We start from the raw sequence: 14586 nt of genomic DNA on the forward strand, positions 1-14586 counted from the left end.
CCGCGCAGTCTAGGCATCGCGCCGGCGCAGCACGGCCAGCCCGGCCGCCAGCCCCGCGGCCGTCCAGCCGGCCAGCCAGGCCAGGCCCTCCCACGACCCGTAGGGCAGCGGACCGCCGGTCGGGTTGTCGGCGCTCTCCATGAACGCCAGCCCGGCGAACATCGGCAGCCGCAGCGCCAGCTCCATCGCGACCGGCGCGCCCGACATGAGCAGCAGCAGCGGCAGCCCGAGCAGCAGCATGAACACCACGGTCAGCGTGCCGGCCGCGTTCCGCAACGCGGCGCCGAGGCCGAGCGCCAGCACCGACACCAGCGCGCAGAACACGCCGAGCCGCAGCAGGTCCACGGCGGTGCGCCCGGCGGGCAGCGTGACGAGCCCGCCGAAGATTGGCGCCGACAGCACCAGGTAGGCGGCGGCCGCCGCGGCCGCGCCCGACAGCACGCCGATCACGAACGCCGCCGGCGCGACCACCAGGGCCTTCGCGGCCAGCATCCGGCCCCTGATCGGGGTGGCCCGCAGCGTGCTCCGGATGGAGCCGGACGCGTACTCCGAGGTGATCGCGGGCATGGCCAGGGCGACCAGGGTGAGCTGGGCGAACACCATCGCCGAGATCGCCGCGTCGGTGGCGGGCAGGCGGACCGTCGTGACGCCGTCGCGCAGCAGCTCCGTCACCCGCGAGCCGCCGAGCGTGAGCGCGGCCAGGACGGTCAGCGCGACCGTGCCCGCCACGCACCACCAGGTCGAACGCACCGACCACAACTTCCCCCACTCCGCCGCCATGCCCCGTGACACCGCGACCACCACGCCCGCCCGCGCGCCCGCCCGCGCGCCCTCCCGCAAGCCCGCCGAGGCCGGAGGCGCCGGGGGCGCCGGGGGCGACACCGTCTCCTCGATCCCCGCCTCGTTCATCGTGCGCTCCCGTACTCGACGCTGTTCGCGGTCAGTTCCTGGTAGGCCTGTTCGAGGGACGCCTCGCGCGCGCTCAGCTCGTGCAGGCGGATCCCGGCCTCGTGCGCCAGGTCGCCGATCCGCTCGATCGGCGCGCCGGTGGCGACCAGTTCGTTCTCGGCCCGCCGCTCGACGGCGACGCCCTCGGCGGCCAGCAGCAGCGCGAGGTCGCCCGCGTGCGGGCTGCGGACCAGCACCGCGCCGGCCGCCAGCACCTCCTTCAGGGGCGCGTCCACGATCAGCCGCCCCTTCCCGATCACCACCAGGTGGTCGGCCGTGAGCTGCATCTCGCTCATCAGGTGACTGGCGACGAACACCGTCCGCCCCTCGGCCGCCAGCGAGCGCATCAGCCGGCGCACCCAGCGCACGCCGTCGGGGTCGAGCCCGTTGACGGGCTCGTCGAACATCAGCACCTCGGGATCGCCGAGCAGCGCGCCCGCGATGCCGGCCCGCTGGCTCATCCCCAGCGACAGCGTCCCCGCCCGCTTCCCGGCGACGGCGTCGAGGCCGACCATCTCCAGCACCTCGGCCACCCGGGCCCGGCCGATGCCGCTGGCGCGGGCCAGCGCGAGCAGGTGCGCGCGGACGGAGCGGCCCGGGTGCACCGCTCGCGCGTCCAGAGTGGCGCCCACCGTCCGGAGCGGGTTCGCCAGCTCGTGGTACGGCCGGCCGCCGATCAGCGCGCGGCCCTCGGTCGGGCGGTCGAGCCCGAGGATCATGCGCATCGTGGTGGACTTGCCGGCGCCGTTCGGGCCGAGGAAGCCGGTGACGGCGCCGGTCCTGAGCCGGAGCGTCAGGCCGTCGACGGCCATCCGGTCGCCATAGCGTTTGCCGAGTCGGTCAAGGCTGATCACGTCGTCCACGCTAGGAACCCGGCCCTCCGCCCGCCATGGGGGCGATCCGCCGACTCCGATGGCGGTTTCCCGCACCATGCCGGACGAGCCCGGCCGCAGCCTGCCCTGGGGCGCGTGCGTGTCGGACAGCACCACCACGTTCATCCGGCCATCCCGCCCGCCGCCACGGGCTTTCATCCGGCCCCCTACTTTGGTCGGTGGTTCCGGCTACCGAAGTAGGGTGGCCCGCAGGCCGAGGACCGATTCTGGACGGGGCGGCGCATCCGTACTGTCCTGATCATGCGGAAAGCCATCCAGTTCACCGGATTCGTCATGCTCCTGCAGGGCGTCAGCGGCGCCATCGACCATCTCCTGATGCAGCCCTTCATGGGCGCGATCCTCAACTTCTTCAACCGCGTGGTCATCCCCCGGGTCGATCTCCTGGCCGCGCACCCGCTCTTCGCGAACCTGGCTCTGGCCGTCCTCGGCGTCGTCTTGATCATCGCCACTGACCGTTCGCCGTAACGGCCCGGACGGCCCTGCGTGACGCACCTTTTCTGGCGGTCCGTCCAGGTTCGCCGTCCGTTATGATCACCCGCATGCCCCAGGAACGCGATCCCCATCTCCCTCTCACAGAGATCAACCCGGCGGTTCCGCATCCAGCCCGCATCTACGACTACTGGCTCGGCGGCAAGGACAACTTCGAGTCCGACCGGATGGCGGCCGAGCAGGTGATCGCCGCTGTGCCCGAGGTGCGCGAGACGGCGAGGGAGAACCGCGCCTTCCTCGGCAGGGCCGTACGCCACATCGTCGCGGGCGGCGTCACCCAGTTCCTCGACATCGGCACCGGCATCCCCACCCAGGGCAACACCCATGAGGTCGCGCAGGCCGCCGACCCGGCGGCGCGCATCGTGTACGTCGACAACGACCCCATGGTCATGGCGCACGCCCGAGCCCTGATGAGCAGCACGGACGAGGGCGCGACCACCTTCATCCAGGCCGACCTGCGCGAGCCCGACTCGATCCTGACCCACCCGCGGCTCCTCGACACCATCGACCTCGACCGGCCGATCGCCATCCTGCTGGTCGCCATCATGATGTTCGTCAAGGACAGCGAGCAGCCGTACGACCTGGTCAAGCGGATCGCCGACGCCGCCGCCCCGGGAAGTTACCTCGTCGTCTCGCACGTCAGCAGCGACCTGCTCACGCCGGAGGCCATGGAGCGCACCCTGGGGGTCTACAACCGGGCCTCGGCGACCATGACGATGCGCACCCGTGAGGAGATCATCCGCCTGTTCGACGGCTTCGAGCTGGTCGAACCCGGGGTGGAGAAGGTCCACGGCTGGCGGCCGGAGGGCCCGATCCCCGACCGCCCCACCGCCGTCTACGCGGGAGTGGGACGCAAGCGCTAGAGGAGTTCTCACAACCCGTTCTTTACGGGTGTGTTTCCCCTGTGATGCATGTGTGTCGCTCGTTACAGCGGTGCGTCACCGGTAACGGGGGCACGGCCACGCGGCGTCAGTGCGCGTAACCGGCCCTTCCTACGCTCACGGTCCTGAAGCGGAGCGTAGGAGGGCACGATGGCGCGCTGGCTCGACGAGTGGCACCCCGACGACGAGACCTTCTGGGAGACGACAGGCAAGAGGATCGCCCGGCGCAACCTGATCTTCTCGATCTTCGCCGAGCATCTCGGTTTCACGGTCTGGACGCTGTGGAGCGTCGTGGCCGCCCAGATGGGCGCCTACGACTTCTCCACCGACCAGCTGTTCTGGCTGGTGGCGCTGCCCAACCTGATCGGGGCGGCGCTGCGCGTGCCCTACACGTTCGGGCCGGCCCGGTTCGGCGGACGCGACTTCACCACGGTCAGCGCGTTGCTGCTGCTCGTCCCCGCCGTGCTGCTGGGGGTGGCGGTCAGCGACCCGGGCACGCCGTACTGGATGTTCCTGCTGATCGCGGCGCTGGCCGGGGTCGGCGGCGGCAACTTCGCCTCCAGCATGGCCAACATCACCTACTTCTACCCGCGCTCCCAGCAGGGCGTGGCGCTCGGACTGAACGCCGCCGGAGGCAACATCGGGGTCAGCTCGGTGCAGCTGGTCATGCCGCTGGTGATCGGCGGGTTCGGGCTGGCGGCGGCGGGCTGGTTCTGGGTGCCGCTGGTGGTGCTGGCCGCGGCCTGCGCGTGGTTCTTCATGGACAACCTGACCAGCGCCCGGACGAGCTCGCGTGAGCAGCTGGCGGTGGCCGGGCGGGCCCAGACGTGGATCATGTCGTTCCTCTACATCGGCACGTTCGGCTCGTTCATCGGCTACTCGACGGCGTTCCCGCTGCTGAGCAAGAGCCTGTTCCCCGGCTCGCCGTGGGCGGCCGTGGCGTTCGTCGGCCCGCTGGCCGGCTCGCTGATCAGGCCGGTCGGCGGCTGGCTGGCCGACCGGCTCGGCGGGGCGCCGGTGACGCTGTGGAACTTCGCCGCCATGGGCGCCGGCGTGGCGCTGGTCTGGCTGGGCAGCGCCTCGGGCGCGTTCTGGCTGTTCTTCCTGGCCTTTCTGACGCTGTTCCTCACGGCGGGCATCGGCAACGGGTCCACCTACCGGATGATCCCGGCGATCTTCCAGGCCAAGGCGGTGGCCGAGCGCGGCGAGAGCGAGGAGGCGCTGCTGCACGGCAAGCGTCAGGCCGCCGCGGCGATCGGCATCATCTCGGCGGTCGGCGCGCTCGGCGGCTTCCTCATCAACCGGGCGTTCGGCATGTCGTTCGCGGCGACCGGCGGCCCGGCGACGGCGTTCGCCGCGTTCGGCGTCTTCTACCTGGCGTGCTTCGCCCTGACCTGGGGGTGCTACGTGCGCACCGTGGGCGTCTCCCGCGTGGCCAGCCTCGCCCACGCCCGAGTGTGAGGGGCGTGACACCTCCCGTGAAACCTCCCGTGACAGCCCCCTCGACCAGCCCCGCGATCAGCCTCGGGATCGGCCTCGCGACCGGCCTCGCGGTCGGACCCGCGACCGGCCCGGTGGCGACCCACTGCCCCTACTGCGCCCTGCAGTGCGGGATGACGATCGGCGCCGACCTCTCCATCGCCCCCCGGACCGACATCCCGGCCAACGCGGCCGGCGCGCTCTGCCAGAAGGGCTGGACCGCGGCCGAGCTGCTGACCAACGGCGAGCGGCTGACCACCCCCCTCCTGTACGGCCGGCCGGCCTCGTGGGAGCGGGCGCTCGACCACGTGGCGGCCCGGCTGTCCGCGATCCGCGCCGAACACGGCCCCGACGCCGTGGCCGTGTTCGGCGGCGGCGGGCTCACCAACGAGAAGGCCTACCAGCTCGGCAAGCTGGCCCGGGTGGTGCTCGGCACCAGCCAGATCGACTACAACGGCCGCTTCTGCATGTCGTCGGCCGCGGCCGCCTCGATCAGGGCGTTCGGCATGGACCGCGGGCTGCCGTTCCCGATCACGGACCTGGCCGAGGCCGACGTGGTGCTGCTGGCCGGGGCCAACGTCGCCGAGACCATGCCGCCGTTCGTCCGCCACCTGCCGGCCGAGCGGCTCATCGTCGTCGACCCGCGCCGCACGCCGACGGCGCGGCCGGCCTGGCTGCACCTGCAGCCCGCGCCCGGCACCGACCTCGCGCTCGCGCTCGGCCTGCTGCACCTGGCCGTCGCCGAAGGGCTGGTGGACGAGCCGTACGTGGCCGAACGGACCGCCGGGTTCGACGAGGTGCGCACCTCGCTCGCGTCGTGGTGGCCGGAGCGGATCGAGCGGATCACCGGGGTGCCGGTCCCCCGGATGCGGCAGGCCGTACGCGCCCTGGCGGCGGCCCGCCGGGCGGTGGTGCTCACCGGCCGGGGCGCCGAGCAGCACGCCAAGGGCACCGACACGGTCACCGCGTACATCAACCTGGCGCTGGCGCTGGGCCTGCCCGGCCGGCACGGCTCCGGCTACGGCTGCCTGACCGGGCAGGGCAACGGGCAGGGCGGCCGGGAGCACGGCCAGAAGGCCGACCAGCTGCCCGGCTACCGCAGCATCGACGATCCGGCGGCCCGCGAGCACGTCGCCGCGGTGTGGGGCGTGGACCCCGGCGACCTGCCGGGGGCCGGACGCTCGGCGTACGAGCTGCTGGACGCGCTCGGCACGCCGGCCGGGCCGCGGGCGCTGCTGGTGTTCGGCTCCAACCCCGTGGTGTCCGCGCCCCGCTCGGCGCACGTGACGGGCCGGCTCGGCGCGCTCGACCTGCTGGTGGTGGCCGACGTGGTGCTGTCGGAGACCGCCGCGCTGGCCGAGGTGGTGTTCCCTGTGACGCAGTGGGCCGAGGAGACCGGCACGATGACCAACCTGGAAGGACGGGTGCTGCTGCGCCGCCGCGCCGTCGCGCCGCCCCCGGACGTCCGCACCGACCTGGAGGTCGTCCAGGGGCTGGCCGCGCGGTTCGGCCACCGGTTCGCGGCCGATCCGCGCGAGGTGTTCGACGAGCTGCGCCGGGCCGGCGCGGGCGGTCCCGCCGACTACTCCGGCATCACCTACGAACGGATCGAGGAGGAGAAGGGCGTGTTCTGGCCCTGTCCCGCGCCCGGCCATCCCGGCACGCCGCGCCCGTTCCTCGACGGGTTCGCCACGCCCGACGGCCGGGCCAGGTTCGTGCCCGTCGAGCACCGGCCGCCCGCCGAGGAGACCGACGACGACTACCCCGTCCATCTGACCACCGGGCGGGTGCTCGCCCACTACCAGAGCGGCGCGCAGACGCGCAGGATCGGGCCGCTGGCCGAGGCCGTGCCCGAGCCGTACGTCGAGCTCCATCCCGACCTCGCCGAGCAGTTGGGGATCGTCGCCGGCGACCTGGTGCGGGTCCGCGGCCGGCGGGGCGAGGAGCAGGTCGTGGCCCGGATCAGCGACGCGATCCGGCGGGACACGGTGTTCATGCCGTTCCACTGGGAGGGGGCCAACCGGCTGACCAACCCGGCGCTCGACCCCACGTCCCGGATGCCGGAGTTCAAGGTCTGCGCGGTCAGGGTGGAGAGGGTCACATGAGGCTCGTCGTGGTGGGCAACGGCATGGCCGGCTCGCGGCTGGTGAGCGAGGTGCGGGCGCGCGATCCGCGGATCGACGTCACGGTGCTCGGCGCGGAGACGTGCCCGCCGTACAACCGGGTGCTGCTGTCGAACGTGCTCGCCGGAAACACCCGGCCCGAGCAGGTACGGCTGCTCGACCCCTCCTGGTACGGCACGCACCGGGTGCGGGCGGTGTTCGGCAGCCCGGTCGAGCTGATCGACCGGGACACCCGGACGGTGCTGACGGCGGACGGGCGGCGCGAGCCGTACGACGTGCTGGTCCTGGCGACCGGCAGCGAGGCGGTCGTGCCGCCGATCCCCGGCGTGGAGCGGGCGATCCCGTTCCGGACGCTCGGCGACTGCCGGCGCATCCTCGCGGCGGCGGAGCGGAGCCGCCGGGCCGTGGTGATCGGCGGCGGGCTGCTCGGCGTCGAGGCGGCCCGCGGGCTGGCCGGGCGCGGCCTGCCCGTGACGCTGCTGCACCTGGCCGGCCATCTGATGGAACGGCAGCTCGACGTCGAGGCGGGAGAGGTCCTCGGCGAGACGCTGGCCGGGCTGGGCGTCGAGACCCGCACCGGCGTGGCCGCCGAGGCGGTGCTGGAGGAGGGCGTCCGGCTGGCGGGCGGCGAACTGGTCGAAGGCGACCTGGTGGTGCTGGCCTGCGGGGTCCGGCCGGTGACCGGTCTGGCCGCCGACGCGGGCCTGGAGGTGCGGCGGGGCGTCGTGGTGGACGACGAGCTGCGCACCGACGACCCGGCGATCTTCGCCATCGGTGAGTGCGCCGAGCACGACGGCACCGTGTACGGCCTGGTCGCGCCCGCGTGGGAGCAGGCGGCCGTGGCCGCCGCCGTCATCACCGGCGGCAAGCTGCTCTACCGGGGTTCGCGGCTGGTGACCAGGCTGAAGGCGACGAGCGTGGAGCTGGCCGCGATGGGCGAGACCCAGCTCACCGAGGAACACGCCGAGGTGGTGCGCTTCAGCCACCGGGCCCGTGGCACCTACCGCAAGCTGGTCATCCGGGACGGCCGGCTGGTGGGCGCGATCCTGCTGGGCGAGAGCGACGCGGTCGGCACGCTCACCCAGCTGTTCGACCGGGGCGGGCCGGTGCCGGGTGATCGGGCCGGGCTGCTGTTCCCGGGCCTGTCGGCCGCGCCGGTCGCCGACAGCCCGACGCTGATGCCCGACGCGGCCAAGGTGTGCCAGTGCAACAACGTGACCAAGGGTGAGATCCGGGCGTGCTGGGAGGCCGGCGCCCGCGACGTGCCGGGCATAGCGGCCGGCACCAGGGCCACGACCGGCTGCGGAAGCTGCCGCGACGCCGTGGCCGGCCTCGTCGGCTGGCTGTGCGAGCAGGAAGGAGTGCCGGCGTGACCGGACGGAGCGAGCTCATCGGCGTAGGAGGTCACATGACCAGGATCGTCGTCGCGGGCTACGGCCCCACCGCCCACCGGTTCGTCGAGACCCTGCTGGAGCGGGGCTTCGGCGGCCGGATCACGGTGATCGGGGAGGAGCCCCGGCCGGCCTACGACCGGGTCGCGCTGACCTCCTACCTGTCGGGGACCGGCGTCGAGGAGCTCAGCTATCCGGCGCCCGCCGGGGCGGTGACCCGGCTGGGCGTGCGCGTCACCGGGATCGACCGGGCGGGCCGCACGGTCACGCTGGCCGACGGGTCGGCGGAGCCGTACGACGTGCTGGTGCTGGCGACCGGGTCGGCGCCGTTCGTGCCGCCGGTGCCGGGGGCCGAGCACGCGTTCGTCTACCGGACGATCGACGACCTCGACGCGATCAGGACGGCGGCCAAGGACGCGACGGAGGGCGTCGTGGTCGGCGGCGGGCTGCTCGGCCTGGAGGCCGCCGACGCGCTGCGCGGGCTGGGTCTGCGCACCCACATCGTCGAGATGGGCCCCTGGCTGATGCCGCGGCAGGTCGACGAGGGCGGCGGGGCGGTGCTGCGGCGGCACATCGAGGCCCTCGGGCTGAGCGTGCACACGGGCGCGGGCGTCCAGGAGATCGTCACCGGTGAGGCGGGCGGCGTGACCGGGCTGCGCGAACCGGACGGCACGCTGATCGACGCGCAGCTCGTCGTCTTCTCCGCCGGGATCCGGCCGCGTGACGAGCTGGCCCGAGGGTGCGGGCTGGAGGTGGGCGAGCGGGGCGGCGTCGTGGTGGACGCGGGCATGCGCACGTCCGACCCGGCGATCTACGCGATCGGCGAGTGCGCGCTGGCGGGCGGCCTGGTGTACGGCCTGGCCGGGCCGTGCTTCACCATGGCCGAGGTGGCCGCCGACCGCGTGCTGGGCGGGGCCGCCACCTTCGACGGGGCCGACCTGTCGACCAGGCTGAAGCTGCTCGGGGTCGAAGTGGCGCAGTTCGGCGCCATGGAGGGGGCGCTCGACGTCACCTACACCGACCCGGTGGGCGGCGTCTACAAGCGGCTGTTCATCAGCGACGACGCCCGGACGCTGCTCGGCGGCATCTGCGTCGGCGACGCCTCGCCGTACGGCACGCTGCGCCCGTTCGTCGGCAAGCCGCTGCCCGCGCCGCCGTCGGACCTGCTGTTCAGCGGCGCCGGCGCGGACCTGGAGCTGCCCGGCGACGCGCAGGTGTGCTCGTGCAACAACGTCAGCGCGGGCCGGATCCGCACCGCCATCGCGGACGAGGGCCTCACCGACGTCGCGGGCGTCAAGACGTGCACCCGGGCGGGCAGCGCCTGCGGCAGTTGCGTGCCCATGCTGCGGCGGTTGCTGGAGACGTCGGGCGTCGAGCTGGGCACGGCGCTGTGCGAGCACTTCGCCCACTCCAGGGCGGAGTTGTTCGACATCGTCCGGGTGCGTGGCATCGGCACGTTCTCGGAGCTGATCGCCGCCCACGGGCGAGGCCGGGGCTGCGACGTGTGCAAGCCCGCGGTCGCCTCCATCCTGGCCTCGCTGCACAACGGGCACGTGCTCGACGGGGAACGGGCCGCGCTGCAGGACACCAACGACCACTTCCTGGCCAACATCCAGAAGAACGGCACCTACTCGGTCGTGCCGCGCGTCCCGGGCGGTGAGATCACGCCGGACCGGCTGATCGTGCTCGGTGAGGTGGCCCGCGACTTCGGCCTCTACACCAAGATCACCGGCGGGCAGCGGATCGACCTGCTGGGCGCCCGGGTCGAACAGTTGCCGGAGATCTGGCGGCGGCTCGTCGAGGCCGGCTTCGAGTCCGGGCACGCCTACGGCAAGGCGCTGCGCACGGTGAAGTCGTGCGTCGGCTCCACCTGGTGCCGCTACGGCGTGCAGGACTCGGTCGGCCTGGCCATCGCCCTGGAGCTGCGCTACCGCGGCCTGCGGGCGCCGCACAAGCTCAAGTCGGCCGTGTCCGGCTGCGCCCGCGAGTGCGCGGAGGCCCGTTCCAAGGACTTCGGGATCATCGCCACCGAGCAGGGCTGGAACCTGTACGTCGGCGGCAACGGCGGGTTCCGGCCGCGGCACGCCGACCTGTTCGCCGCCGACCTGACCACCGGCGAGCTGGTCACGACCATCGACCGGTTCCTCATGTACTACATCCGCACGGCCGACCGGCTGCAGCGCACCGCCGCCTGGATAGAGTCGATCGAGGGCGGCCTGGAGCACGTCCGCCAGGTGATCGTCCACGACTCGCTGGGCCTGTGCGCCGAGCTGGACGAACGGATGCGGCAACACGTCGCCGGCTACGAGGACGAGTGGCGGGCGACCATCGAGGACCCCGAGAAGCTGAGCCGCTTCGTCAGCTTCGTCAACGCGCCGGGCGTCCCCGACCCGTCGATCGTGTTCGAGCGGGAACGCGACCAGATCAAGCCGGCGGTGGTCCGATGAGTTCCTGGGTTCCGGTGTGCGACTACGGCCTCCTGCTGCCCGAGCGTGGCGTGTGCGCGCTGGTGGACGGCCGGCAGGTGGCCGTGTTCCGCGTCTTCGACGGCTCGGTGCGCGCGATCGGCAACCTGGACCCGTTCAGCGGGGCCCAGGTGCTCTCGCGTGGCATCGTCGGCAGCAGGGAGGATGAGCCGACCGTGGCCTCGCCTCTGCACAAGCAGGTGTTCTCGCTGGTCACCGGCGTCTGCCTGGACCAGCCGGAGGTGGTGGTGCCGACCTACGCGACGCGGGTCTGCGGCGGCCGGGTGGAGGTGCGGCGTGATTGCAGTGGCCTGTGACGGATGTGCCTGACAGACCCACGACCAGCTGCTTGCGGAATCGCCTGAACTGCGCCGCTGCTGTTGGACGGGCAGGTGCGGATGGTGACCCTCCCCCGTGTGACACCGGAGGAGGGCTGTGACCGATTAGGCGTGAGAGGCTGCGCGACCGGAACGGCCGGGCACCCCCGCTCACGCCAGGACCAGGTGGTGCCCTAGTAGAGCTGCTGGGTGATGGCGATCTGCCGGAGATCTTCGGGGGTGAGCTTCTCCCACTCCTTGTTGGAGTGGTCCACGAGATCCTGGGTGACGTCCTTCACCACCTTCTCGATCTTGTCGCCGTACTTCGCGGTTATCGCGGCTCCCGCCAGAGCACCGGCTACCGGATGCGGAGTGTGCGCTCCGATCACCGGCGGCGCGACCTTGGCGAGGGTTCCGGCCATCTCCGCGATCACACCGTACTCGCGCTTCTTCTTGCCCACATCGACCTCACAGGGGGAAGTGAACTCTCTGCGCTCACCATGACACAGGGAGTGGGGGTCGCCAAGCGTGGCGAGCGGGTCACGCACCGGCCGGTCGAGGGGGTTCGTCATCACCCTGCTGCCGCGTGGTCGCGAACGTGAGGATGTCGTCCACCTGGCTCCCTCGTTCGAAGGCGGCCTCGTAGGCCTGCTCCCCGAGGACCTCGCGCGTCAGCCGTACGGCCGCGACGTGGGCGTCGTGGAAGGGGCGCAGCCCGATCAGCGCCACCCCGGTGACCTGCCGGAGGGCGTACGCGCTGCCGAGGAGCTCGGCGGCGTGGACGTGCCGGCCGGTGGCGGCGACGGCCCAGGCGAGTGACTCGAGACCCCACACGGGCCCCCAGCGATCGTCGATGTCGTACTGGCGGCGCAGGGCCTCGCGGAACAGACCGGTGGACCTGTCGGGGTCACCGTGCCGCAGCTCGGTGAGCCCGTGGGTCCACAGCGCCCACGTGCAGGCCCAGGCTCCCCCGCTCTCCTCGGCCTCGGCGAGATAGGCGGCGCCGGCGTCGAGCGCGGTGGCGCGGTCGCCGAGGAAGGCGCAGGCCATCGCCCACATCATGGTCGCCATGTGGGCGTCGCCCTGCGCTCCGGCGTGACGGAACGCCGTGCGCGCCCGGGCGAGCAGCGCGATGGCGCGGTCGCTGCCGTGCACGAGCAGTGCGTGGGCGCCCTCGATGTAGGCGGCGACCGGCGACAGGTCGCCGCCGGACGGCCGGACGCTCGGGGCTCGGCACCGGGCCAGGAACACCCCGGCCGCCTCCTGGTCACCCTGGCAGAGCGCGATCCACACGAGGAGGGCGGCGGCCGCCTCGCGCCGCGGCTCCGAGGGCACGGAAGGGGACACGGAAGGGAACACGGAAGGGGACACGGAAGGGGACACGGAAGGGGACACGGAAGGGGCCGAGGAAGGGGCCGAGGAAGGGGCCGAGGAAGGGGCCGAGGAAGGGGCCGAGGAAGGGGCCGAGGAAGGGGCCGAGGAAGGGGCCGCGCACATCTGCTCCAGCCAGAGGCGCCCCTCACCGATGGTGCTGCTGAAGAACCAGATCCGGGTCCGGGTCAGGTTGACGGCGATCTCCAGCCCGTGACCCGCCTGGCCCGGCCGGGTGAGGCAGAAGCGCAGGGCGGCCCGCAGGTTGGGCAGCTCGCGCCGCAGCGTCGACAGCCATTCGACCTCGTCGGGACCGCACCAGCCGGTCGCGGCGCGGGCGGCCAGCCGCTGGTAGTGGTCACGGTGGCGGAGCCGTACCGCGTCGTGCAGGCCGAGGTCGGCCAGGCGCCGCCGGCCGTACTGGCGGATCGTCTCCAGCAGCCGGTAGCGCGTCCGGCGGCCACCGGCGCTCACGATCAGGATCGACTTGTGCACCAGGCCGGCCAGCAGATCCAGGATGTCGGCCCGGGGCAGGCCGGGGCCGTGGCACACCTCCTCGGCCGCCTCCAGGTCGAACCCGCCGGAGAAGACCGAGAGCCGCGCCCACAGCAGCCGCTCGGGCTCGGTGCACAGGCCGTGGCTCCAGGTGATCACGTCATGGAGGGTCTGGTGGTGGCGGGGCGTGACGTGGGGGTTGGTGGTGGCCAGCAGCTGGGGCCGGTGGTCGAGGCGTTCCAGGATCTCCTCGACGGAGAGCGTGCCCAGCCTGACCGCCGCCAGCTCGATCGCCAGCGGGATGCCGTCGAGACGCCTGCACAGCTGGGCGACGGACTCCTCGTTGCCCGGCGTGACGCGGAAGCCCGGGGCCGAGGCCGCCGCGCGGGCGGCCAGCAGCGAGACCGCGTCGTAGCCGGTGAGCGGCCGGCAGGCGCCGGTGGCGGTCGCCGGCGGGAGCGCTAGCGGGGGCACCAGCAGGGAGTGCTCGCTCTGCAGCCCGAGCCGGTGTCTGCTGGTGGTCAGCACCCGCAGGCCGGGGCAGGCCCTCAGGAGGACGTCGACCAGCGCCGCGACCGCGCCGGCCACGTGCTCGCAGTTGTCGAGCACCAGCAGCAGCCGCTTGTCGCGCAGGTGCTCGACCAGGATGTCCACGGTGCGGCGCGCCGACTGGTCGCGGATGCCGAAGACCTCCGCCACGATCTGGTCGAGCAGTCGGGGCTCGGCCAGCGAGGTGAGGTCGGACAGCCACACGCCGTCGGGAAACCCGCCGCACAGCTCCGCGCCGGCCCGCAGCGCCAGCCTGGTCTTGCCCACGCCTCCCACACCGGTGAGCGTGACCAGGCGGTTGGCCGCCAGGAGCCGCCCGACCTCGGCGAGCTGCCGTTCGCGGCCGACGAACGTCGTCACCTCCGCCGGCAGGTTGCCCCGGTCGCCGGGCGCCCTCGTGCACAGCAGCGCCGGGTCGGCGGTCAGGATCCGCTGGTGCAGCTCGCGGAGCTCCGCGCCGGGATCGACGCCGAGCTCCTCGGCCAGCAGATCCCGGACCGTCCGGTGGCATCGCAGGGCGTCGCCCTGACGGCCGGACCGGTAGAGCGCCACCATCCGCTGCGCCCAGAACCGCTCCCTCAGCGGATGCGCCGTGGTCAGCTCGTGCAGCTCCGCGACCAGGCTCTCGTGCCTGCCCAGAGCCAGATCGGCCTCGACGCGCAGCTCGATCGCGTCCAGCCGGCGCTCGTGGAGCACGGGCGCGACGTCTCGGCGTAGCACCTCCGACGGAACGTCCGAGAGCGCCTCCCCCCGCCACAGCAGCAACGCCTCCTCCAGCAGCGCGGACGCCTGCCCCATCTCGTCGGCGGTGGCGGCCGTCCTCGCCCGCCTCACCAGGGCGTCGAACCGGTGCAGATCGAGCGCGCCTGGCGCCGGCTCGATCAGGTAGCCCTGGGGACGGGTCACCAGGGGGACGTGCTCCGCCGCGCCGCCGAGCAGGCGGCGCAGCCGCAGGACGTAGTTCTGCAGGGTGTTGCGAGCGCCGTCGGGCGGGTCGTCTCCCCACAGGCGCTCCGCCAGTGTCTCGACGGTGACGACCCGCCCGGCGTCGAGAAGTAACGAGGCGAGCAGGATCCGCAGCTTGGGCGCCCGGACGGTCAGCCGGGCGCCCTCGCGCAGCACCTCGATCGGCCCCAGAACCTTGAACTCGAAACCCCCACCGCGCACAACTGATTGTAACCAGAA

The 14586-nt window shown here is 73.0% G+C and carries 11 protein-coding genes; 7 read left to right on the top strand and 4 right to left on the bottom strand.

What is annotated here, in order from left to right; genetic code table 11:
* Window positions 1-9 precede the first annotated feature (9 nt).
* A complete protein-coding gene (locus IEY82_RS23860; RefSeq protein WP_189126434.1) occupies window positions 10-909 on the bottom strand; it encodes an ABC transporter permease in 900 nt (299 codons plus the stop codon).
* Window positions 906-1802, bottom strand: a complete 897-nt coding sequence (locus IEY82_RS23865; RefSeq protein ID WP_189126546.1) for an ATP-binding cassette domain-containing protein — start codon at window positions 1800-1802, stop codon at window positions 906-908. The genes IEY82_RS23860 and IEY82_RS23865 overlap by 4 nt, the downstream gene beginning before the upstream one ends.
* A gap of 279 nt (window positions 1803-2081) precedes the next feature.
* On the opposite strand from IEY82_RS23865, the gene IEY82_RS23870 reads away from it, so the two are divergent.
* The 7 genes from IEY82_RS23870 to nirD all read left to right on the top strand — a co-directional run bounded on the left by IEY82_RS23870 (window position 2082) and on the right by nirD (window position 10986).
* Entirely contained in the window at window positions 2082-2306 is a 225-nt protein-coding gene (locus tag IEY82_RS23870) for a hypothetical protein (protein WP_189126435.1), read from the top strand.
* Window positions 2307-2380: 74 nt separating this feature from the next.
* The gene (locus IEY82_RS23875; protein ID WP_189126436.1) at window positions 2381-3193 is read left to right on the top strand and encodes an SAM-dependent methyltransferase; all 813 of its coding nucleotides are present in this window, start codon (window positions 2381-2383) and stop codon (window positions 3191-3193) included.
* Window positions 3194-3361: 168 nt separating this feature from the next.
* Window positions 3362-4672 carry an MFS transporter gene (locus tag IEY82_RS23880; protein ID WP_189126437.1) on the top strand — a complete coding sequence of 437 codons (1311 nt, stop codon included), beginning with the start codon at window positions 3362-3364 and terminating at the stop codon, window positions 4670-4672.
* 113 nt (window positions 4673-4785) lie between these two features.
* Window positions 4786-6795, top strand: coding sequence for a molybdopterin oxidoreductase family protein (locus tag IEY82_RS23885; RefSeq protein WP_372459722.1), 2010 nt, complete (start codon window positions 4786-4788; stop codon window positions 6793-6795).
* Window positions 6792-8186, top strand: coding sequence for an FAD-dependent oxidoreductase (locus tag IEY82_RS23890; RefSeq protein WP_189126438.1), 1395 nt, complete (start codon window positions 6792-6794; stop codon window positions 8184-8186). The genes IEY82_RS23885 and IEY82_RS23890 overlap by 4 nt, the downstream gene beginning before the upstream one ends.
* Before the next feature lie 35 nt (window positions 8187-8221).
* Window positions 8222-10651: a nitrite reductase large subunit NirB gene (nirB, locus tag IEY82_RS23895; RefSeq protein ID WP_189126439.1), complete on the top strand. Its 2430-nt coding sequence runs from the start codon at window positions 8222-8224 to the stop codon at window positions 10649-10651.
* The gene (gene nirD, locus IEY82_RS23900) at window positions 10648-10986 is read left to right on the top strand and encodes a nitrite reductase small subunit NirD (RefSeq protein ID WP_189126440.1); all 339 of its coding nucleotides are present in this window, start codon (window positions 10648-10650) and stop codon (window positions 10984-10986) included. The genes nirB and nirD overlap by 4 nt, the downstream gene beginning before the upstream one ends.
* Window positions 10987-11180: 194 nt before the next feature.
* Here nirD and IEY82_RS23905 read toward each other — a convergent pair whose 3' ends face one another.
* Together IEY82_RS23905 and IEY82_RS23910 are read right to left on the bottom strand one after the other, a co-directional pair.
* Window positions 11181-11558, bottom strand: coding sequence for a hypothetical protein (locus tag IEY82_RS23905; protein ID WP_189126441.1), 378 nt, complete (start codon window positions 11556-11558; stop codon window positions 11181-11183).
* Window positions 11527-14568, bottom strand: coding sequence for an AfsR/SARP family transcriptional regulator (locus IEY82_RS23910; RefSeq protein ID WP_225263148.1), 3042 nt, complete (start codon window positions 14566-14568; stop codon window positions 11527-11529). The genes IEY82_RS23905 and IEY82_RS23910 overlap by 32 nt, the downstream gene beginning before the upstream one ends.
* Window positions 14569-14586 lie beyond the last annotated feature (18 nt).

Source organism: Nonomuraea cavernae, assembly GCF_014646355.1.
Taxonomy (GTDB): Bacteria; Actinomycetota; Actinomycetes; order Streptosporangiales; family Streptosporangiaceae; genus Nonomuraea; species Nonomuraea cavernae.

What these genes read in the sequence shown, in the direction of transcription:
- IEY82_RS23860 (WP_189126434.1), bottom strand. Translation starts at nt 909, where the DNA reads ATGAACGAGGCGGGGATCGAGGAGACGGTGTCGCCCCCGGCGCCCCCG.
- IEY82_RS23870 (WP_189126435.1), top strand. Translation starts at nt 2,082, where the DNA reads ATGCGGAAAGCCATCCAGTTCACCGGATTCGTCATGCTCCTGCAGGGC.
- IEY82_RS23875 (WP_189126436.1), top strand. Translation starts at nt 2,381, where the DNA reads ATGCCCCAGGAACGCGATCCCCATCTCCCTCTCACAGAGATCAACCCG.
- IEY82_RS23880 (WP_189126437.1), top strand. Translation starts at nt 3,362, where the DNA reads ATGGCGCGCTGGCTCGACGAGTGGCACCCCGACGACGAGACCTTCTGG.
- IEY82_RS23890 (WP_189126438.1), top strand. Translation starts at nt 6,792, where the DNA reads ATGAGGCTCGTCGTGGTGGGCAACGGCATGGCCGGCTCGCGGCTGGTG.
- nirB (WP_189126439.1), top strand. Translation starts at nt 8,222, where the DNA reads ATGACCAGGATCGTCGTCGCGGGCTACGGCCCCACCGCCCACCGGTTC.
- nirD (WP_189126440.1), top strand. Translation starts at nt 10,648, where the DNA reads ATGAGTTCCTGGGTTCCGGTGTGCGACTACGGCCTCCTGCTGCCCGAG.
- IEY82_RS23905 (WP_189126441.1), bottom strand. Translation starts at nt 11,558, where the DNA reads ATGACGAACCCCCTCGACCGGCCGGTGCGTGACCCGCTCGCCACGCTT.